The 19,082-nt window shown below is 61.4% G+C and carries 16 protein-coding genes and 1 pseudogene; 7 read left to right on the top strand and 10 right to left on the bottom strand.

Going from position 1 to position 19,082, the window contains the following annotated elements; all coding sequences use genetic code 11:
* Nucleotides 1-28: 28 nt before the first annotated feature.
* From GYM54_RS16265 to GYM54_RS16255, 3 genes and pseudogenes are all read left to right on the top strand, one after another.
* A pseudogene (locus tag GYM54_RS16265) lies at nt 29-276 on the top strand (transposase); the annotation flags it as partial.
* Between the two features lie 303 nt (nt 277-579).
* Nucleotides 580-2,451 carry a di-heme-cytochrome C peroxidase gene (locus GYM54_RS16260; RefSeq protein ID WP_197444921.1) on the top strand — a complete coding sequence of 624 codons (1,872 nt, stop codon included), beginning with the start codon at nt 580-582 and terminating at the stop codon, nt 2,449-2,451.
* A 57-nt stretch (nt 2,452-2,508) separates the two neighbouring features.
* Nucleotides 2,509-3,657, top strand: a complete 1,149-nt coding sequence (locus GYM54_RS16255) for a catalase family protein (RefSeq protein WP_181099641.1) — start codon at nt 2,509-2,511, stop codon at nt 3,655-3,657.
* A 37-nt stretch (nt 3,658-3,694) separates the two neighbouring features.
* On the opposite strand, the gene GYM54_RS16250 is transcribed toward GYM54_RS16255, so the two are convergent.
* The 7 genes from GYM54_RS16250 to GYM54_RS16220 form a co-directional block, all read right to left on the bottom strand.
* A complete protein-coding gene (locus GYM54_RS16250; RefSeq protein ID WP_131649600.1) occupies nt 3,695-4,891 on the bottom strand; it encodes a hybrid sensor histidine kinase/response regulator in 1,197 nt (398 codons plus the stop codon).
* 3 nt (nt 4,892-4,894) lie between these two features.
* Nucleotides 4,895-5,497: a chemotaxis protein CheB gene (locus tag GYM54_RS16245; RefSeq protein ID WP_197444920.1), complete on the bottom strand. Its 603-nt coding sequence runs from the start codon at nt 5,495-5,497 to the stop codon at nt 4,895-4,897.
* Entirely contained in the window at nt 5,494-6,312 is an 819-nt protein-coding gene (locus GYM54_RS16240) for a protein-glutamate O-methyltransferase CheR (RefSeq protein ID WP_131649598.1), read from the bottom strand. The genes GYM54_RS16245 and GYM54_RS16240 overlap by 4 nt, the downstream gene beginning before the upstream one ends.
* 1 nt (nt 6,313) lies before the next feature.
* Nucleotides 6,314-9,826 carry a response regulator gene (locus GYM54_RS16235; protein WP_197444919.1) on the bottom strand — a complete coding sequence of 1,171 codons (3,513 nt, stop codon included), beginning with the start codon at nt 9,824-9,826 and terminating at the stop codon, nt 6,314-6,316.
* 385 nt (nt 9,827-10,211) lie between these two features.
* On the bottom strand, nt 10,212-10,370 hold the full coding sequence (locus GYM54_RS16230) for a YqaE/Pmp3 family membrane protein (protein WP_131649596.1): 159 nt from the start codon (nt 10,368-10,370) through the stop codon (nt 10,212-10,214).
* A 390-nt stretch (nt 10,371-10,760) separates the two neighbouring features.
* Nucleotides 10,761-10,982, bottom strand: coding sequence for a hypothetical protein (locus GYM54_RS16225; protein WP_197444918.1), 222 nt, complete (start codon nt 10,980-10,982; stop codon nt 10,761-10,763).
* Entirely contained in the window at nt 10,982-11,815 is an 834-nt protein-coding gene (locus tag GYM54_RS16220) for an MBL fold metallo-hydrolase (protein ID WP_197444917.1), read from the bottom strand. The genes GYM54_RS16225 and GYM54_RS16220 overlap by 1 nt, the downstream gene beginning before the upstream one ends.
* 213 nt (nt 11,816-12,028) lie before the next feature.
* Here GYM54_RS16220 and GYM54_RS16215 point away from each other — a divergent pair, with 213 nt between their 5' ends.
* Genes GYM54_RS16215 through GYM54_RS16205 form a run of 3 tightly spaced genes read left to right on the top strand, consistent with a single transcriptional unit; the run spans nt 12,029 to nt 14,681 of the window.
* Nucleotides 12,029-13,405: a nodulation protein NfeD gene (locus GYM54_RS16215; RefSeq protein ID WP_197444916.1), complete on the top strand. Its 1,377-nt coding sequence runs from the start codon at nt 12,029-12,031 to the stop codon at nt 13,403-13,405.
* Between the two features lie 3 nt (nt 13,406-13,408).
* Nucleotides 13,409-14,170 (top strand): slipin family protein, encoded by a 762-nt coding sequence (locus GYM54_RS16210; RefSeq protein ID WP_197444915.1) that lies wholly within the window; start codon nt 13,409-13,411, stop codon nt 14,168-14,170.
* Nucleotides 14,171-14,177: 7 nt separating this feature from the next.
* A complete protein-coding gene (locus tag GYM54_RS16205; RefSeq protein ID WP_197444914.1) occupies nt 14,178-14,681 on the top strand; it encodes an LEA type 2 family protein in 504 nt (167 codons plus the stop codon).
* 160 nt (nt 14,682-14,841) lie between these two features.
* Here the strand turns inward: GYM54_RS16205 and treF are convergent, their stop codons facing one another.
* Together treF and GYM54_RS16195 are read right to left on the bottom strand one after the other, a co-directional pair.
* A complete protein-coding gene (gene treF / locus GYM54_RS16200; protein WP_197444913.1) occupies nt 14,842-16,467 on the bottom strand; it encodes an alpha,alpha-trehalase TreF in 1,626 nt (541 codons plus the stop codon).
* Nucleotides 16,464-17,231, bottom strand: a complete 768-nt coding sequence (locus GYM54_RS16195; protein WP_181099628.1) for an SDR family NAD(P)-dependent oxidoreductase — start codon at nt 17,229-17,231, stop codon at nt 16,464-16,466. The genes treF and GYM54_RS16195 overlap by 4 nt, the downstream gene beginning before the upstream one ends.
* Nucleotides 17,232-17,422: 191 nt before the next feature.
* Between GYM54_RS16195 and rarD the strand changes: the two genes are divergently transcribed.
* Complete coding sequence (rarD, locus tag GYM54_RS16190; protein ID WP_181099625.1) at nt 17,423-18,316, top strand: EamA family transporter RarD; 894 nt, start codon at nt 17,423-17,425, stop codon at nt 18,314-18,316.
* 29 nt (nt 18,317-18,345) lie between these two features.
* On the opposite strand, the gene GYM54_RS16185 is transcribed toward rarD, so the two are convergent.
* Nucleotides 18,346-18,864 (bottom strand): glycine cleavage system protein R, encoded by a 519-nt coding sequence (locus tag GYM54_RS16185; RefSeq protein ID WP_131649588.1) that lies wholly within the window; start codon nt 18,862-18,864, stop codon nt 18,346-18,348.
* Nucleotides 18,865-19,082: the final 218 nt, after the last annotated feature.

Raw genomic sequence — 19,082 nt, 5'->3', positions numbered from 1 at the left:
GTTTATGACTATCAGCAAAGACAGACATATCGAAGTGCTTGGCCAAGAGCGGCGTCGCCGTTGGAGCGTCGAGGGAAAAGCTCACCATAGTTCGCGAGAGCCTGGAGCCGGGGCAAAGCGTTCCGTCGTGGCTCGGCGCAACGGCACCAACCCCAACCAGTTATTTCATCGGCGCAAGCTGTATCAGGACGGCAACCTGCCGGCGGTCAGTGCCGGTGAGGCTGTGGTACGGCTTCGGAGATGGCCGATGCGATGAAGCAGATCCGCGAGCTGCAATGCGCCGTAGCGTCGCCTAGCAGAGACCTGAAATTTTTCAGCCCTTTCAAGACTTTCCGTGGAGATGCGGTAGAACCCTTCGGAGAAAATTGAACCATTAAACGCTGGCAAGCCTGAACCAGCGCTCAGAAACCGCCCGGCTGCGAAGGCCCAGCCGGATGACGTACTCCTTAGCAGATCGAAACCAGCAAGCTCCATATTTCGCGCCCAAACATAAGAACGTTACGGACGGCCTGGCATATTGCTATTAAGCCAAGGGATTGGCATAAAGCGTGACTGCCTTGACTACATGGATGTTCACCCATGCAACTGCTCCGCCGCGCCCTGCTCGGGCTTTTATTGCTAGTAGCCTTGTTCGCGGGCATTGGCGCGTATTTTGTTGCCTACCCCAACCTGCCCGCTTACCAACAGCCCGAGCAGCTTCACTATCTCAACCAGTGGAGCGAGGCAGATCGGCAGACCTTTTACTACACGCCGCAAGGCACACAAGTTAAGGGCTTAAGGTACGAATGGTTCCAAGCGCTTGAAAAGCCATTCGGACGAGGAAAGCTCGCCGCGCCGGACTATCTGGCCAGGTTCGGTTTTCTTGTGGACCCGCAGCAGCAACCCTCCCCACACAATCCGGCCAACCTTCCCGTTGGCTTTGCGCGACACGAAGACAGCGAAACCGGCTTTGCCTATCTCGATATAAGTTGTGCCGCGTGCCATACGGGCGAGCTGCGCCACCGCGGCCAAGCCGTACGCATCGATGGCGGGGCGGCACTGCACTCGCTTGCCTCGACGGTGCCCACATTGCGTGGTGGAGCGTTTGGCCAGGCCCTGGGCATGAGCATGGCCGCAACCTACTACAACCCGCTCAAATTCAAACGGTTCGCGCTGGAAGTCCTAGGCGACAACTATGCACGCGACCGAGAGCCGCTGCGGGTCGATTTCAAGCGGGTGCTGGATCGGCTGCTCAGCACAGCCATCAACGATTGGCATAGAGGCCTCTACCCAACCGAAGAGGGCTTCGGCCGTACCGATGCATTCGGGCGAATCGCCAATACTGTGTTTGGCGATGCCATTGATGCGGATAACTACCGGGTCGCCAACGCACCGGTCAGCTATCCGCAGGTATGGGATATATGGAAGTTCGACTGGGTTCAGTGGAACGGTTCAGCCATGCAGCCAATGGCGCGCAATATTGGCGAGGCATTAGGCGTGGGCGCGCCACTGCGCCTGTTGCACGAAGATGGCAGCCCCATACCGCTCGCCGAACGCTACTCATCGAGCGTTCGCGTGCGCGACCTCGATAGGCTGGAGCAGACGCTTAAACGCCTGGAGCCGCCGCGCTGGCCCGAAGAAGTGTTGGGCAAAGTTGATATCGAAAAGGCCAGTCTCGGCCGGGCACTGTTCGAGGAAAATTGCGCCTATTGCCACGCAGCCGCTCCCAAGCCCGTGGGCGAGCGCTTTGCTGCAAGCAGGGACCCTGAATGGCGTATGCGAATCGTACCAACCGACGTCATCGGCACCGACCCCACCACCGCCGACAATATTGCTGACCATCGCTTCGATGTCAGCCAATTAGGCTGGACGCAGGACGAGCTGAAAGCACTAGATGTCAGGCTCTTTGGCGCCTCGTCAGGGGAAGTGGTCCTACAAAAGATATCCAGTGCAAAAGGGCTGGCTTACATCACGGCCTATGTCGAACAGCGCGCATACCGTGACGCCGGTATTCATCCGGACGAGCGCGCGAGCATGGACGGGTTCGGACTACCTATCGGCGTCCAGGAGATACGCGGTTATAAAGCCCGCCCCCTCCATGGTGTCTGGGCCACACCGCCTTTTCTGCATAACGGTTCGGTCGCGAACCTGTTCGAATTGTTGTCGCCAGTGGCCGAACGGCAGGACCAGTTTTGGGTGGGTACCTTCGAATACGACACCAAGCGCCTCGGTTTTGAAACCGGTGCTTTTCCCGGTGGCTTCCTGCTCGACACCTCGATTACCGGCAACAGCAACCGTGGGCATGAGTTTCGCGCTGGCTGTCGCGAACAGGGCGTCATAGGACGCGCCCTGCTACCTCATGAGCGCTGGGCTCTGATCGAGTATTTGAAAGTGCTGGGCGACGATCGACTCGAGCCGCGACTGCAAGATTTGCCAGCCAAACCATGGAAACCGGGCCCCAACTGCGGGTAACGCCACGGATCGCAGCGCTGCTGCTCCCATAATGGAAAGGTCAAAAGGGACTTCACCATGCTCAAGAAATTCTGGCTCTGCCTCGGTAGCTGGCTCGGCAAAATCCTATTGTTGGCTCTGGCCGTAGGCCTCGGCGGCTGGCTGATCGGCAGCCTGCTCTATAGCTGGAAATTTTCCGGCCCGGTGTCACGCGAGGAACAGATTCCTGTCACCGAAAAAGCGGACACGCAGGCCATTATTGCTGACGCAATCCGGGTCGTCGAACAACACCGGGACAACACCCGGGTGCTGCGCGACGCGCACGCCAAAGCGCATGGTTGCCTCAGGGCGGAGGTTTCCGTCCGCGGGGACATCGACAGCGGCCTACAGCATGGCGTCTTCAGCCAACCCGGCCATAGCTGGCAGGCCTGGGTAAGGCTTTCGAACGGCAATGCTTATCCTCAGTTCGATCGCGTTCGTGATGCGCGAGGCATGGCGATAAAGCTGCTCGAAGTACCGGGACAGAAGTTGACAGCGAACCCGGCTCACGCCGCTGAGCAGGATTTCGTCATGTTTAATCACCCCGCATTCTTCGTCCGCGACGTAGCCGAATACCGAAGCAATTTCGCTGCTCAGGCCGAGGGCAAGAAAGTGCTGGCATTCTTCCCAGGCTGGGATCCCCGCCACTGGGAAATCCGCCATCTGGCGATTGCGCTGAAAACCCTATCGCCAGCGCCCGACAGCCCAGTGGCGACCACCTACAACTCGGTGGCGCCGTTCAAGCTTGGACCGCTGAATATCAAATACCGAGTGATACCTGCGCCGGAGAACTGCCCGGCTTACCAATTACCCGAACAGAACCGCGACCTACCCAACTTCTTGCGCAACGCGCTCTACCAGCAGCTTTCGCTCGACCAGACGCCCGCCTGCTTTACCTTGCAGGTACAACGGCAGAACGCCGATTTCTACATGCCTATCGAGGATCCCAGCGTTGAGTGGGACGAGGCGATCTCCGCTTTTGAGTCCGTCGCGGATATCCGCCTTCTCGCTCAGGATTTCGACAGTCCGGCGCAGAATATCGACTGTGACAACCTGTCCTTCAACCCTTGGCATTCGCTACCTGAGCACCGGCCAATAGGCGGCATCAACCGCTTGAGGAAAGCAGTGTACGAAGCCGTTAGCGCGTACCGTCTGGACCGCAACGGCGCGCTCCGAGCTGTCTACTAGTACCGCAGCTTGGAGTTGAATGGGCGTTGGGCCGGCTTTAGGCCTCATCGCTCAACGGCAGCAAGACTCTAAATAGCGCGCCATTGCCCTCTTCGCTTTCGACCTGAATGCGACCGTCATGCGCCTTGACGATCTGTTCGGCAATAAACAGCCCAAGCCCCAGTCCGGCGCTGCTTTCGCTGCCTTCGGCGCGTTCGAACTGGCAGAAGATTCTTTCGAGACTCTTCTGGCTGATGCCGATGCCCTGATCGCGCACTTCGATACAGGCAGTCACCGGAGTCGCGCTGACGTTGACCTGCACAGGCTTGCCGGCGCCGTAGCGCATTGCGTTGGTCAGCAGATTAGCCAGCACCTGTTCGATGCGGAATTCATCCCAGACACCGATGATCGGCTCCGGTCGCTGAAACAGCAGCGTGCAACCGCTGGCTTCCATCTGCGGCGCGAAATTCTCGACGACGCTGGCGACCAGCTTGCCCAGATCGAGGCGGTCGGGGCGGATCGACAGTTTGCCGGTGCGAATGCGCGAGACATCGAGCATGTCGTCGATCAGACGGATCAGGCTGCGGATCTGCCGCTCGTCCTTGTCGACCATCTGCCGCAGCTTGTCGTCGCTGAACGCGGCGAAGTTGTTCCGCCCCAGCTGCAGCTTGCGCAGCTGGACTTCGAGAATAAGGGTATTGAGGGGCGTTTTCAGCTCGTGGGAGACGATCGACATGAAGTCGTCGCGCATGCGCACGGCGTCTTCCAGTTCGGCCTTGGTGCTGCGTAGCTGATCGAGCAACACTTCCTGCTCGCGGCGGCTGCGCTCGAGCGCTTCGAGCTGACGCGCCATCCGCTTGCGGTTGCGGTAAAGATCGACGAACACACTGACTTTGCTACGAACCGCATGGGTGTCGAGCGGCTTGTGCATAAAATCCACCGCGCCGCTCTCGTAGCCCTTGAAGGCATAGTTGAGTTCGCGCCCGGCGGCGCTGACGAACACGATAGGGATCTGCTTGGTGCGCTCGGTACCGCGCATCATCTCCGCCAGCTGGAAACCATCCATGCCAGGCATCTGCACGTCGAGAATGGCCAGTGCGAACTCATGCTGAAGCAACAGTTCGAGTGCCTGTTCCGCCGATTCGGCCTGATGCACGCGAACCCCCGGGTTCCTGAGAATGGCATCCAGCGCCAGCAGGTTTTCCGGCAGGTCATCGACGATCAGCAGGTTCGCTTCATCGGTATGGTCAGGCATGGGTCACTCCAGTTCACGCAACAGTCGATGAATATCGCGCAAGGGCAAAATGTAATCCGGCGCAAAGCGCTGGAGTGCGGCCAAGGGCATGGTCTGAACCTCGGCTTCGCCAGGGTCCTGAACGATGGTCATGCCGCCGGCCCGCTTGATCGCTTCGAGGCCTGCCGCGCCGTCTTCGTTGGCGCCGGTCAGCAGGATACCGGCAACGCGCTCGCCCCAGGCATCGGCGGCCGATTCGAACAAGACATCGATCGAGGGACGAGAAAAGTGCATCGCCTCGTCCTGGCTGAGCGATAGCGTCAGGTCCGCTTCCACCAACAGGTGATAGCCGGGCGCGGCGAAATACAGCGTCGCTCCGCGCACAGGCTCCTTGTCGTCCGCTTCCTTGACCCGCAGTGCGGTCTTGCGCTGGAAGATCTCGACTAGTTGTGTCGGCCCGTACGGCGGCACGTGCTGGACCATCAGCAGCGGCTGGCGAAAGTCTCTCGGCAGGCCGTCGACCAAGGCACTGAGGGCGGCCAGACCGCCCGCCGAGGCGCCGATCACTATGGCATCGATGGCCCGCGCAGGTGATTTGCCTGAAACATCTCGGGTCGCGAACGTCATAGCTTGCGAAAGATCCGTTGTGGCTTGTCGAACGCCTCGTAACGGTCGGCATGACCGGAGAATTCAACGGTCTCCTTGCTACCCAGGCCGAGAAAGCCGCGATGGCAGAGGGATTCATGGAATAGGCCAAAGGCCCGATCCTGCAGCGGCTTGTTGAAGTAGATCAGCACGTTGCGGCAGGAAATCAACTGGGTCTCGGCGAAGACGCTGTCGGTCGCCAGGCTATGGTCGGCAAAGGTCACCTGGTCCTTCAAGGTCTTGTCCATGATCGCCGAGTCGTAGGCGGCCGTGTAGTAATCGCTGAGGCTGCGCTTGCCGCCGGCGCGCTGGTAGTTGGTCGTGTACTGCTGCATGTCGCCAATATCGAAGATGCCCTGGCGTGCCTGTTCCAGCGACCGCGGGTTGATATCGGTGGCGTAGAGAATGGTGCGTTCCAGCAGGCCCTCCTCCCTGAGCAGGATCGCCATCGAGTAGACCTCTTCGCCGGTGCTGCAGCCGGCGATCCAGATCTTCAGCGACGGGTAGGTGCGCAGCACCGGGACCACCTGCTCGCGCAGCGCCAGGTAATAACTGGGGTCGCGGAACATCTCGCTGACCGGGATCGTGAGGAACTGCAAGAGCTCCATGAAGGCTTGCGGATCGTAGAGAATCTTGCGCTGCAGCTCCGAGATGCTTTCGCATTGCATCTGCTTCAATGCCAGCAGCACCCGGCGCTTGAGCGAAGCGCCGGAATAGTCGCGGAAATCGTAGCTGTAGCGCAGATAGATGGCTTCGATCAGCAGCTTCAGCTCGATGGCCTGATTGCGGTGAGGCATGTCACAACAGCTCCACTTTAGGTAGCCATACACGAATCAGTGAGAACAGGCGATCAAGCTCGATTGGCTTGGCCAGGTAGTCGTTGGCCCCGGCGCGCAAGCAGCGGTCCTGATCGTTGTTCATGGCTTTAGCGGTGACCGCGATGATCGGCAGCTTGGCGAAGCGCGAATCCTTGCGGATCTCCTGCATCGCGGTAAAACCGTCCATCTCCGGCATCATGATGTCCATCAGCACCAGATCGATATCGGTCACACTCTGCAATTGCGCGATGGCCTCGTGACCGTTGCGGGCGATCTCGATCAGCGCGCCCTTCTGTTCCAGCGCACTGGTCAGTGCGAAGACGTTACGCACATCGTCGTCGACCACCAGAATCTTGCGTCCCTCGAAGGCCTTCTCGCGGCTGCGCACGCTTTTCAGCATCTTCTGCCGCTCCGGCGCCATGTCCGATTCGACCTTGTGCAGGAACAGCGTGACTTCGTCGAGCAGCCGCTCCGGCGACCGAGCGCCCTTGATGATGATCGAGCGCGAGTATTTCATCAGCGACGCTTCTTCATCGCGGGTCAGGTTGCGCCCGGTGTAGACGATGACCGGCGGGAAGGAGCAGATGTCCTCGTGAGCCATGCGCTCGAGCAGTTCATGGCCATCCATGTCCGGCAGCTTGAGGTCGATGATCATGCAGTCGTAGAGCGTCGAGCGCAGCAGTTCGAGAGCCTGCGCGCCGAACTCCACCGCCGTGATCTCCACATCGATATCTTCGATCAGCCGCGACACGCTTTCACGCTGGCGGGCGTCGTCCTCGACCAGCAGGATGCGCTTGACCTTCTGCGCCAGCTTCGCTTCCAGCCGGCCGAATACTTTCTTGAGGTCGTCGCGGGTGGTGGGTTTAGTGGCGTAGCCGATGGCGCCCATTTGCAGGGCGGCCTCCTTGCGGTCTTCCACGGACACGATATGCACCGGGATATGCCGCGTGACAGGATTCTCCTTGAGCCGCTCAAGCACGGTCAGACCGGAATGATCGGGCAGTCGCATGTCCAGCAAGATGGCATCAGGGCGGTACTGCACGGCAGTGTCGAAACCGTGATCGGCGCTCTGCGCGATCAGACAGCTGTACTTCAGCTCGTGCGCGAGGTCGCGGAGAATGCAGGCGAACTGCGGCTCGTCTTCGATCACCAGCACCGAGCGTCCGAATGGAAGGGCGTCACGGTCGTCGGCCAGAGCCGGCACGCTCGGCTCCTGCGCGCGTAGCGGCGCGGCCGGCGAAGGCACGGCCTGGACAAGCGCCATGGACACCGATGCGGCAGACGCTTCGATCGGCGCGGCGGCAGGCAATTCCGGCTCCTGAACAGCCACCGGGGCGCTGTAGTTCTCTGGGACGATCAGCGTGAACAGGCTGCCGGCGCCCGGCTCGCTGCTCACCTCGATAGTGCCGCCCAGCAATTGGGCGAGTTCGCGGGAAATCGACAGGCCCAGGCCAGTGCCGCCATAGCGGCGATTAGTGGTGCCGTCGGCCTGACGGAACGCCTCGAAGATCACATCCTGCTGATCGACCGGAATGCCGATCCCAGAATCACGCACGGCGAAGGCGACCTGACCATCGCCATGGCGCATCACATGCAGCTCCACCGAGCCCTTCTCGGTGAATTTGAAGGCATTCGACAGCAGGTTCTTGAGAATCTGCTCCAGTCGCTGTCGGTCCGTGTAGAGGCTCGATGGCAAGTCTTCGGCCAGTTCGACCTGGAACTGCAGTGACTTCTCCAGCGCCTGCGCGAGAAACAGGCTCTTCAGCCCGTCGATCATGCGTGTCAGAACGAGCAGTTCAGGCCGCACGTCGAGCTTGCCGGCTTCGACTTTGGAGATGTCGAGAATGTCGTTGATCAGGTTGAGCAGATCGTTGCCTGCCGAATAGATCGAGCGCGCGAACTGCACCTGATCGTCGCTCAGATTGCCTTCGGGATTATCGGACAGCAGCTTGGCGAGAATCAGTGAGCTGTTGAGCGGCGTGCGCAGCTCGTGCGACATGTTGGCGAGGAATTCCGACTTGTAGCGACTGGCGCGCTGCAGCTCGTCGGCACGCTCTTCGAGCATCAGCTGCACTTCATGCAGGCGATTGTTCTTCAGATCCATCTCATCGCGCTGACGCGCCAGCTCTTCGGAATGCTCGGCGAGCTGCTCGTTGGTCTGTTCCAGTTCGGCCTGCTGCTCTTCCATGTGCGCCTGCGATTCACGCAGGGCGTTGGATTGCTCTTCGAGCTCCTCATTGGCGGCGCGCAGTTCTTCCTGCTGCACCTGCAGTTCTTCGTTGAGCTGCTGGGTCTCGGCCAGCATACGCTGCAGGCGCTGGCGATAGCGCGCGGCCTCGATGGCCGAACCGATGCTTTCGCTGACGCGCCGCAGCAACTCGCTGTCTTCTTCGTGCAGGGGCCGCAGAAAGCCGATCTCCAATACGGCATTGAGCATGCCGCTGTCTTCCACGGGAACGATCAATACCGATCTGGCGTCGGTGTTGCCCAACGCCGAAGTGACCTTCATATAACCGGGCGGCACGCTGTCGAGCGCCATCGCTCGCCGCTCCAGGGCAGTCTGCCCGACCAGCCCTTCGCCGATTTCCAGCGTCCGGTCACCGTGCAGCTTGTCCTTGTCCCAGCCGAACTCCGCGACCCGCTGCAGCTTGCCGTCCTGCGTCACGTAGAGCGCTCCGACCGCCACGTCGAGGTAACGCGAGAGGAAGCTCAGAACGTTCTGCCCCAGCGTCGGCAGCGCCTGCTCACCGATCATCGACTCGCTGAGTTGGGTCTGGCCGGTGCGGTACCAGGCCTGCTTCTCCAGCGCCGCGGCATGCGCCTGTTGTTGCTCCAGTGATTTGGCATAGCTGTCCGACAGATTGATCAGGTCGCGGCGCCCGAAGTAAACCAGCAGGCCACTGAACACCAGGCTGAACAGCAGAAAACCGCCGATCAGAACCGTAGTGACCACTTCCGACGTGTCGGTAAGCTCGGTGCGAGTCTGACGTTCATAGGCAATGAAGTCGTTGAGCAGCCGACGCTGCTCCTCCTTCAGGTCCAGCCCGCGCTTGCTGCGTACGTACTCGGTCACGGGCTCGTTCCGTGCACGACGCTCAATGGCTTCTTCGGCATATCCGAGCCACTGCCCATGAAGTTGTTTCATACGCTCGACACGGCCCAATTGCACCGGCGTATCGCTCGCGTACTCCTCGAGCCGGTTCATCAGGTCGACGAATGCGGGCAGCTCTTTTCGGTAAGGCTCGAGAAAAATCTCCTCGCCAGCGATGAGATAGCCACGCATGGAAGCTTCCATATCGCCTGCGACTTTCAGCATGTCGTGCGCGTAGGCAACGCCATGAACCGAGCGCTCGACCCAATGGCTGACGTTCAACAGGTAATAGACGATGGCGCTGAAGAAGAATGCGCTGAGAAATCCGAAACCAAGGGGCACGGCCACATTGCGGTTGAGGATGCGCCTGAAGTTTTCTCGATTGATGAAAGAGTCGCCCATTTGGTTTCCTTCCCGGGTGCTGGCGCGATGACCGATACCCACAGCAGCGCGGGCAGCTGCGTCGCTAGCAAGCGAACGCTCCACATCCCGTCAAGTTCAAAGGTGATTCGCGCGAGATAGGCTCACGCAGCAAGTCGACCGGGGACTTTACACCGCTGCGGTTGCGAGCACAAAAAACCCGGCTGAATGGCCGGGTTCAGACCGTCCTGCGGGGCAAGGGTTCGTTTCACTCGCGCCAGAACGATTCATCCGGCCCGTAATAACTCCCGAGCCGGCTCTCGCTGGTTGTTCGACGAAACAGCAGGCGATGCGGGAGACGCGCCCTTGAGGACAAAGCGTCCGGCGCCTGCGACAAGCTGAGCCGAACTGTTCTACCGCAACGCTATCAGCGCCGCGCGATAATCCAGACCGCGTGGATGATGCCTGGAATGTAGCCCAGTAGCGTCAGCAGGATATTCAGCCAAAAGGCTCCACCGAAGCCGACTTGTAGAAACACCCCCAATGGAGGCAGAAGTATCGCGATGATGATTCGGATCAGGTCCATGTGTGTCCCCTCGGGTCTGTGCAGGCTGAAAAGCTCACTTGAGTCGACCCTGATCACGCCTTGGGGGTTCCTTCGGTCTACGGCGCACAAGCGCAGCAGCAACGCGGAAGGAGCGACAACCGCCGTCGATGGACAGCGGTTGTCAGAATCGGTTGCGGCCGTTTAAGCCGCAGGGGGCGCCTACAGGCACCGATAGGGAAGAAACGCAACAGGCGGCGTGGTTGGCCAATCGTTGCGATACGCATCACCTTGTGGGCGGTACGCATTGCCAAACGGCTTCGCTTAGCCTGCTAACTATTACAGAAGCGGCGCAGGCACTCCATACGCAGAAAGTCGAACCCCGCGAATGGGCTGGAACTGGCTCCATTTTCATCTATCAGCGAATCAAGGTCAGTGCTGGGTGGGCGACGCTTCAGATCGGTCTCGGCGTTTGCGACGAATGTTGACCCACGACAGCACGGCCAGCGCCAGCATCAAGCCAGCCATGTTGAAGTTTCCCACCAGCATGTAGCCCAACCCGGCGAGCGAGCAGGCTACCAGCCCGATCCAACGGACGTACTTCATCATTGCGCCTACCGGCCCGCCCAAGCGCTCTTCGTCATGTTGCGACATTAACCCTGCCTCGCGCGCATGCGTTCCAGTTCCTTGGCGTCGTGGCTGCAGAACAGCTTCACCTCGCCCTTGTGTTCCAGCGACAAGGTCCAGAGTCGATGCTGATTGGACAGGCGCGCCGGACGGTCGACTTCCATCATGCGCTGGTACAAACGCAGGCCCGGCGTGCAGTAACGCTCGGTTTGGCCGACTTCGTCGCGGTAGAAATAGGCATCGCCGGCGTGCAGCAGCCAGCCCTGATTGGTCTGCAGCGCGACGCCCGCATGGCCGTGGGTATGGCCGGTCAGCGGGATGAGCAAAAGCTCTGGCGGCAGCCCGCGCAGCTCTTTGACGGCCTGGAAACCGAACCAGTTATCACCGCCCGGCTCGTAGAACTGCCAGTTGCGCACCTCGTCCCATTGCCGATGACGGTAGCGCCGATGGCCAATGAAGCTGTGAGTCGAGCGCGCCGCATCCATTTCACGCTGCAGCACGTGGACCTGGGCCTCGGGGAAATCCTCGAGGCCACCGGCGTGATCGAAATCCAGATGAGTAAGCAGGATGTGCCGGACGTCTTCGGGCTTGAAACCAAGCTGGCGCACCTGCTCCAGCGCCGTGAAGCGACGCTCGAACTTGATGTTGTTGAAGGCGATGAAGAACTGGCTGAGGCGCTTGCGCGGCTCCAGCACATCGCAGCTGCCAAAGCCGGTGTCGACCAGCACCAGCCCGTGCTGCTCGGTCTCGATCAACAGGCAGTGGCAGACCAGGCTGGCGGTCAGCCCATCGCTGAAACCATCGAACAGCTTGCCGCCCACCGGGCACATGCAGCCGCAGTTGAGATGGTGAATACGCATGGAAGACTCCTCATGGAGCGGGCCGGCGCGGCAAACCCGCGCGGATATCAGCCTCGGTTGAATTGTGAGGCCCGATGGCGCCCGAGAGTTCAGACGCCGGTCTCTTGCGGACGATCCGACGTCGTGACGGGAACCTCGCGTCAACTGGACTACCCTCTCTGGTAGTGCCGCGATACCTCGTCGCGCCATCGTCGATTCGGGAGGATCACACCGATGCGACGCCCCATTGATCGATTGGCCTGGCTGCTGACGCTCCTGACAATATGGCTGGGTATCGTCGGGACGACGCTGGCTGCGGCTCCGGTGACGGTGCTGCGGGTCGACGGCGTGATCGGTCCGGCCAGCGCCGACTACATCACCAGCGGCATACAGCGCGCCGCGCAAACCAATGCGCAGCTGTTGGTGCTGGAGCTGGACACACCCGGCGGGCTGGACAGCTCGATGCGCGCCATCATCAAGGAAGTGCTCGCCAGTCCCGTCCCGATCGCCACCTATGTCACGCCCAGCGGCTCGCGCGCGGCCAGCGCCGGCACCTATATGCTCTACGCCAGCCATATCGCCGCGATGGCCCCGGGCACCAACCTCGGCGCCGCCACGCCGGTGCAGATCGATGGCTCGCCAGGCAGCCCACCCGAGCAGCCGCCAGACGCCGAAAAGCCTGATTCCACCGATGCCGGCGATGCCATGAGCCGCAAGCAGGTCAACGACGCCGCTGCGTATATCCGTGGCCTGGCGCAGCTGCGCGGGCGCAATGCTGAATGGGCGGAACAGGCGGTGCGCGAGGCGGTGAGCCTGTCGGCCAGCGAGGCACTGGAGCTTAAGGTGGTCGATTACGTTGCCACCGATCTGGATGACCTGCTCGGCAAACTCGACGGCAAAACTATCCAGACCAGCGCTGGCGAGCGAAGGCTACAGACCGCCAACGCAACGCTCGATCACTACGAACCGGACTGGCGGGTGCGCTTGCTGGCCGTGATCACCAACCCCAGCGTGGCGCTGATCCTGATGATGATCGGCATCTACGGATTGATATTCGAATTCTCCAATCCGGGCACGACCGGCGGTGGCGTGATCGGCGGCATCTGCCTGCTGCTGGCGTTGTATTCCTTGCAGCTGCTGCCGGTGAACTACGCCGGGGTAGCGCTGATTCTGCTGGGCCTGGGCTTCATGATCGCCGAGGCGTTCGCGCCCAGTTTCGGCGTGCTCGGCCTGGGCGGTGTCGCCGCATTCGTCACCGGCTCGGTAATCCTGATCGATACCGAGGTGCCGGGCTACGGTATTCCCCTGACCTTGATCGGCACCCTGGCGGTGGTCAGCGCGCTGCTGGTGTTCGCCATCGTCAGCATGGCGCTCAAGGCGCGCCGGCAGCGCGTGGTCAGCGGTGATGCCGAGCTGATCGGTAGCCTGGCGCCGATCAGCCGCGTTCAGGCGGCCGACCCGGCTTGCGGCTGGGTGCTGCTGCAGGGCGAGCATTGGCAGGTCCGCAGCGCGGCTCCCTTGCATCTGGGTCAACAAGTCCGTGTCGTGGCGAGACACGGGCTGCAACTGGACGTCACCGCGGCCGACGCGCCGCCAATCGAGGAGAGGTGAACCATGGGTTTTGAAATGAGCTTCATCGCGGTGCTGGTGCTGTTTTTCGCGCTGCTCGCATCGACCTTCCGCATCTTGCGCGAATACGAGCGTGGCGTGGTGTTCCAGCTAGGGCGCTTCTGGAAGGTCAAGGGGCCGGGGCTGATCATGGTCATTCCCGGCATTCAGCAAATGGTGCGGGTCGATCTGCGCACCCTGGTGCTGGACGTGCCGACGCAGGACGTGATCTCTCGCGATAACGTCTCGGTCAAGGTCAATGCGGTGGTTTACTACCGCGTGCTGGATGCCGAAAAGGCCATCATTCAGGTAGAGGATTACCATTCGGCAACCAGCCAGCTGGCCCAGACCACCCTGCGCGCCGTGCTCGGCAAGCACGATCTGGACGACATGCTGGCCGAGCGCGAACAACTCAACAACGACATCCAGCAAGTGCTCGATGCGCAGACCGACGCCTGGGGCATCAAGGTGGCCAACGTCGAGATCAAGCACGTGGATCTGGACGAATCGATGATCCGCGCCATCGCCCGTCAGGCCGAAGCGGAACGCGAGCGGCGGGCCAAGGTCATTCATGCTGAGGGCGAGTTGCAGGCGTCGGAGAAACTGATGCAGGCCGCCGAGATGCTCGGTCGTCAGTCCGGCGCGATGCAGCTGCGTTACATGCAGACGCTGAGCAACATCGCTGGCGACAAGAACTCGACCATCGTCTTCCCGCTGCCCATGGAGCTGTTACAGGGCTTGGGCAACCTCACCAAGAAACCCGAGTAGAGCATTTATGCGCATGCGCCCAGCTGTATCTGTTGCACGTCTGCTGTCGGTCATTCTGCTAGCGTTGAGCCTGGTCAGCTGTGCGATGTTCACCCAGCGCGACCCGCTCAACGTGCAAGTCGCCGGTATCCAGCCGCTGACCGGCGAAGGCTTGGAGCTGCGCATGGCGGTCAAGCTTCGCGTGCAGAACCCCAACGACATGGCGCTGGAGTACAACGGCGTGGCGCTCGATCTGGAAATCAACGGTCGACGCCTGGCCAGCGGTGTCAGCGATGAGCGCGGCAGCGTGCCACGCTTCGGCGAAACCGTACTGACCGTTCCGGTGACCATTTCGGCGTTCTCCGCCGCGCGACAAGCGCTGGGGCTGGCCGAGGACATCGGCATGGAGGAGGTGCCCTACGTGCTGCGCGGCAAGCTCGCCGGTGGGCTTTTCGGTACGCAGCGGTTCGTCGAGAAGGGGACGCTGGATCTGTCGGGGGCGCTGGCTAATCCCTATCGACGGGCGCCCTGACATTCAGGTCGGCTACAAAACAAAACCCACCGCACCGTTTTTGTTGGCGGCGCGCCCTCGCGACCAATGTAGACGCCAGCCTACTAACAGAATCAGAGCGTCGAGGCCGAGCCTGAGCCCGCACCGAACCTCACGGCGAACTAGGTCGCCGCTTTAGTCTTCAGCCTGTATCTCCCGCCGAACTGGCCCACTCCGGCCGGCACTGCCCCGCCCGACAACGATGGACTTCGTGGGTCGGGTCTTCTTGCATCAGCTTGCGGGTCACGCCATTGGTCCAGCCGAAACCGTCCTGCAGAGGATATTCCCCACCGGTCGCATGTTCGACGCAAGGCCGCAGCACATACTTTTCCACCAGTTTGCTTTCCCGTTCGAAGAGGTGCGAGACAATGCTCAGCCAGCGCTCTTCGATCTGCAGTGCCAGCGCCTCGTGGCCGTAGGCCTGCAGCCCGCGAATCCCCATCCACTGCAATGGCGCCCAGCCGTTGGGGCGGTCCCATTGCTCGCCGCTGTCGCTAATCTCGGTCGTTGACAGCCCGCCCGGCGCGAGCAGCCGTTCGCGCACGATGTCGGCAACGCGCGCCGCCTGTTCGGCGCTGGCCAGTTGCACGAACAGCGGCGTCAACGTCGCGGCTGTGAGGTTGTCGCGCGGTTTCTGCAGCGTCCAGTCGTAATCGAAATAGGCGCCGCTCTGCTCGTTCCACAGGTAGCGATCGATAGCCTGCAGGCGCGCCTCGGCACGTTGGCGGAATTCCTCGGCGCAGCCGTGCTGCTTCATGTCACTCAGGCGGGCTATCTGCCGTTCGAGCTTGTAGAGAAAACAGTTGAGGTCCACCGGAATGATGTTGGTGGTGCGAATGCTCGATAACCGCTGCGGGTCGCCCAGCCAGCGCGAACTGAAATCCCAGCCCGATTCGGCGCCCGCACGCAGGTCACGATAGACCTCATGCGCCGGCCGGCTCGATGAGCGCGCGGTCTCGACGTCTTCGAGGTAGGACTCCTCGCGTGGCGTATCGCGGTCATCCCAGTAACGGTTGAGTACGCTGCCATCGGCCAGGCAGACGCAGCGCCGATGCGCCTCACCGGGGCGCAGATGTTCGCCACCCTCGGTCCAAAAGGCATATTCCTTGCGCAGCTGTGGCAGGTAATCGCTGGCGCGATGCACGCCGGTGTCTTCGAACAGATCGATCATCAGCGCGAACACCGGCGGCTGCGAACGGCTCAGGTAATAGGAGCGATTGCCATTGGGCACGTGGCCGTACGTGTCGATCAGGTAGGCGAAGTTGTCCGCCATCGAACGCAGCAGCTCGCAATGCCCACTCTCGTCCAGGCCGAGCATGGTGAAGTAGGAATCCCAGTAATACAGCTCGGTGAAGCGCCCGCCCGGCACCACGTAGTCGTGCGGCAGCGGCAGCAGTGACGAGAATTCCGGGTGCTGGCGTGGATGCCGGGTCAGAACAGGCCAGAGCCGATCGATGTGCTCGCTCAGGCTGTCGTTGGGGTTGGCGACGAACTCGCTCGCCGACAATTCGAACACGCTGAAGTGCTCGTGCACAAAGGCGCGCAGATTGAAATCGGGGGCGCCGGAGCGTGCGCGATAGGCCTCAAGAATGCGCTCGGGATGCTGGCGCGGCGCGCAGTCGACAAAGGTCTTGCTGTCGGGGAACACGCGCTGCGTCTGCACCGCCAGGAAGAGTTCCTGATAACGATCCGCCGGGGTCAGGGTATCGGCGGCGGAGACCGCATGCGTGTCGTAATCGAAGGGGCCTTTGTGATCGATATCAGTCATTGCTCGCTGTAATTCCATAGCAGTCCGCCGTCTATCACCAGCGTGGTGCCAGTGATGTAATCGGCCTCGTCGGAGGCAAGGAAAGCCACCGCGCCCGCCACGTCGCGCGGTTGGCCAAGGCGGCCTGCAGGGATGTTGCACAGCAGGCCGGCGAGTTTTTCCGGCTGGTTCATCAGCGAGCGGTTGATCGGCGTCTCGATCGCGCCCGGCGCGACGTTATTGACAGTGATACCCAACGGCGCCAGTTCGATCGCCAGGTTGCGCATGAGCATTTTCAAACCGCCCTTGCTGGCGCAATAACTGGTGAAGTTGGGGAATGGCAACTCCTCGTGAACCGAGCTGTTGTTGATGATGCGCCCGCCCCGCCCTGCGTCGCGCAGGTATCGCGCAAACGCCTGAGCAGTAAAGAACGGCCCGCGCAGATTGACATTCAGTACCTGGTCGTAATCGGCCTCGCTGGCATCGAGAAAGGCGGCATGCTTCTGCACCCCGGCATTATTGACCAGGATATCCAGGCGGCCCATCTGCTCGACCGCTTGCTCGACCAACCGCTGACATTCGGCGACCACGCCGACATCGGCAGAGATGAAGCAGGCACGCCGGCCTTGCGCGCGGATCTGTTCGAGGGTCTCCCGAACGTCGTCGTCATCGTGCCGTCCGTTGATGACCAGATCGGCCCCCGCCTCCGCCAGGCGTACGGCGATACCGCGACCGATGCCCTGCGAGCCACCGGTAACCAATGCAACCTTGTCGTGCAAATTCATCGCAGACCTCATGTGGCTATCGGAGCGCAACGACGCCCCTGAGTCGTTCAGGTGAGACGGGCTGCGGTCGGCTGCGTTCAACCTGTGTGTTTGCCAATTGCTTCAACGGCGCGAACCATCGCAGCGGCAGACAAAGGGCCTGCCGCAGGCGCAAAATGTCCGGCTCTCCGTTGCTCCGTTACAGGACCACCATGGCCACCGCCGATCTGCGTAAAGGGTATTTGCTGGGTCTGACGACCTTCTGCATCTGGGGCATGTTCCCGCTCTACTTCAAATCCATCGAGCAGTACGCGGCGCTCGAGATCGTTACCCAGCGCGCCATCTGGTCGGCGGTGTTCGGCACGCTGGTGCTCATGCTCTGGCGCCATCCGGGCTGGTGGCAGGAGCTGCTGGCGCATCCGCGCCGAATCGGCGTGCTGATGATTTCCAGTGTCTTGATCGCGACCAACTGGCTGATCTACGTCTGGGCGGTCAACAACGATCACATGCTCGAGGCGAGCCTGGGCTACTACATCAATCCACTGGTCAATGTGCTGCTCGGCTTGATCGTGCTGCGTGAACGACTGCGTCCGCTGCAGTGGCTTGCGGTCGCCATGGCGGCGACCGGCGTGCTGCTGCAGCTGGTCACGCTCGGCGACTTTCCTGTGGTCGCGATGGTGCTGGCGCTAAGCTTTGGCAGCTACGGCCTGTTGCGCAAGCAGGCGCCGGTGGCGGCGCTGCCTGGTCTGGTGGTGGAAACCTGGCTGCTACTGCCGGTCGCCCTGATCTGGCTGTTTTTCTTTGGCAGCGGGCCGACCACCGAATGGTCGTTCTGGACCGAACCCCAGGCACTGTGGCTGATAGCCGCCGGCCCGGTCACCCTGCTGCCGCTGTTGTGCTTCAATGCCGCGGCACGTCATCTGCCCTATTCGACCCTTGGATTTTTGCAGTACATCACTCCGACACTGTTGCTGATCCTCGCGGTGTGGGTGTTCAACGAGCCCTTCCCTGCCGACCGCCAAGTGGCGTTCATCTGCATCTGGGCCGGGCTGGCGGTGTACAGCTATGACGCCTGGCGGCTGATGCGCAGGAGCGTTGAAGCCTGAGGCGACGCATGCGCCCGTGTAGTTAGCGGTCAGTCCGCCGACTGCAATTTCAGCTCCACCATCAGATCGTCGGCCAGGGTTTCCAGGTGCTGCTGCAACGCTTCCAGCGACAGCTCGGTCGGCACCGCCAGGCGCGCATCGGCATGAAATAGCAATTCGTTGGTCATCGGCGCGGGCAACACATCGGTGTCCAGGCTTTCCAGGTTGACGCCGTGCCCCGCCAGCAGTCGGGTGATGTCGCGAACGATGCCGGGACGATCATTGCCCACCAGTTGCAATTGGATCATCCGCCAGCTGCGCTCGGGCTCTTCGCCGCTGTGCGCGAACACCACGCGGATGCCTTGACGCTCCAGCTGCTGCAACGCGGCGATCAGGTCGGCATGCGCTTCGGCCGGCACCGCAACCCGTAGAATCCCGGCGAACTGCCCGGCCATGCGCGACATGCGGCTCTCCAACCAGTTGCCGCCATGCCCGACGATGCAATTGGCGATACGTTCGACCAGCCCCGGCTGATCTTCGGCGATGACTGTCAGGACGAGATGGTCCATGTCTGGCTCCTCTTCAGTTGGTTCGTGCGCTACCGGCGAATGCCCAGTGCGCCTGAGCGTGAGTCGTGCACCCGTGGAGCCCGGTTCCATAGGTATAGAACAAGGTGCCGGTTTCGCCGCTTTAGCACGGCCAAAATGATCTCTTAATGCCGAGCCGTCGACCTGGGCTGACCAAGCGCAACGAACTGCTTTTCCGAACGGCTTCCTGTAGTATCCGC

The sequence above is a fragment of the Pseudomonas sp. MTM4 genome, from assembly GCF_019355055.1.
Classification (GTDB): domain Bacteria; phylum Pseudomonadota; class Gammaproteobacteria; order Pseudomonadales; family Pseudomonadaceae; genus Stutzerimonas.
This window is presented reverse-complemented; position numbering and strand designations above follow the sequence as displayed.

What these genes read in the sequence shown, in the direction of transcription:
- GYM54_RS16260 (WP_197444921.1), top strand. Translation starts at nt 580, where the DNA reads ATGCAACTGCTCCGCCGCGCCCTGCTCGGGCTTTTATTGCTAGTAGCC.
- GYM54_RS16255 (WP_181099641.1), top strand. Translation starts at nt 2,509, where the DNA reads ATGCTCAAGAAATTCTGGCTCTGCCTCGGTAGCTGGCTCGGCAAAATC.
- GYM54_RS16250 (WP_131649600.1), bottom strand. Translation starts at nt 4,891, where the DNA reads ATGCCTGACCATACCGATGAAGCGAACCTGCTGATCGTCGATGACCTG.
- GYM54_RS16245 (WP_197444920.1), bottom strand. Translation starts at nt 5,497, where the DNA reads ATGACGTTCGCGACCCGAGATGTTTCAGGCAAATCACCTGCGCGGGCC.
- GYM54_RS16240 (WP_131649598.1), bottom strand. Translation starts at nt 6,312, where the DNA reads ATGCCTCACCGCAATCAGGCCATCGAGCTGAAGCTGCTGATCGAAGCC.
- GYM54_RS16235 (WP_197444919.1), bottom strand. Translation starts at nt 9,826, where the DNA reads ATGGGCGACTCTTTCATCAATCGAGAAAACTTCAGGCGCATCCTCAAC.
- GYM54_RS16230 (WP_131649596.1), bottom strand. Translation starts at nt 10,370, where the DNA reads ATGGACCTGATCCGAATCATCATCGCGATACTTCTGCCTCCATTGGGG.
- GYM54_RS16225 (WP_197444918.1), bottom strand. Translation starts at nt 10,982, where the DNA reads ATGTCGCAACATGACGAAGAGCGCTTGGGCGGGCCGGTAGGCGCAATG.
- GYM54_RS16220 (WP_197444917.1), bottom strand. Translation starts at nt 11,815, where the DNA reads ATGCGTATTCACCATCTCAACTGCGGCTGCATGTGCCCGGTGGGCGGC.
- GYM54_RS16215 (WP_197444916.1), top strand. Translation starts at nt 12,029, where the DNA reads ATGCGACGCCCCATTGATCGATTGGCCTGGCTGCTGACGCTCCTGACA.
- GYM54_RS16210 (WP_197444915.1), top strand. Translation starts at nt 13,409, where the DNA reads ATGGGTTTTGAAATGAGCTTCATCGCGGTGCTGGTGCTGTTTTTCGCG.
- GYM54_RS16205 (WP_197444914.1), top strand. Translation starts at nt 14,178, where the DNA reads ATGCGCATGCGCCCAGCTGTATCTGTTGCACGTCTGCTGTCGGTCATT.
- treF (WP_197444913.1), bottom strand. Translation starts at nt 16,467, where the DNA reads ATGACTGATATCGATCACAAAGGCCCCTTCGATTACGACACGCATGCG.
- GYM54_RS16195 (WP_181099628.1), bottom strand. Translation starts at nt 17,231, where the DNA reads ATGAATTTGCACGACAAGGTTGCATTGGTTACCGGTGGCTCGCAGGGC.
- rarD (WP_181099625.1), top strand. Translation starts at nt 17,423, where the DNA reads ATGGCCACCGCCGATCTGCGTAAAGGGTATTTGCTGGGTCTGACGACC.
- GYM54_RS16185 (WP_131649588.1), bottom strand. Translation starts at nt 18,864, where the DNA reads ATGGACCATCTCGTCCTGACAGTCATCGCCGAAGATCAGCCGGGGCTG.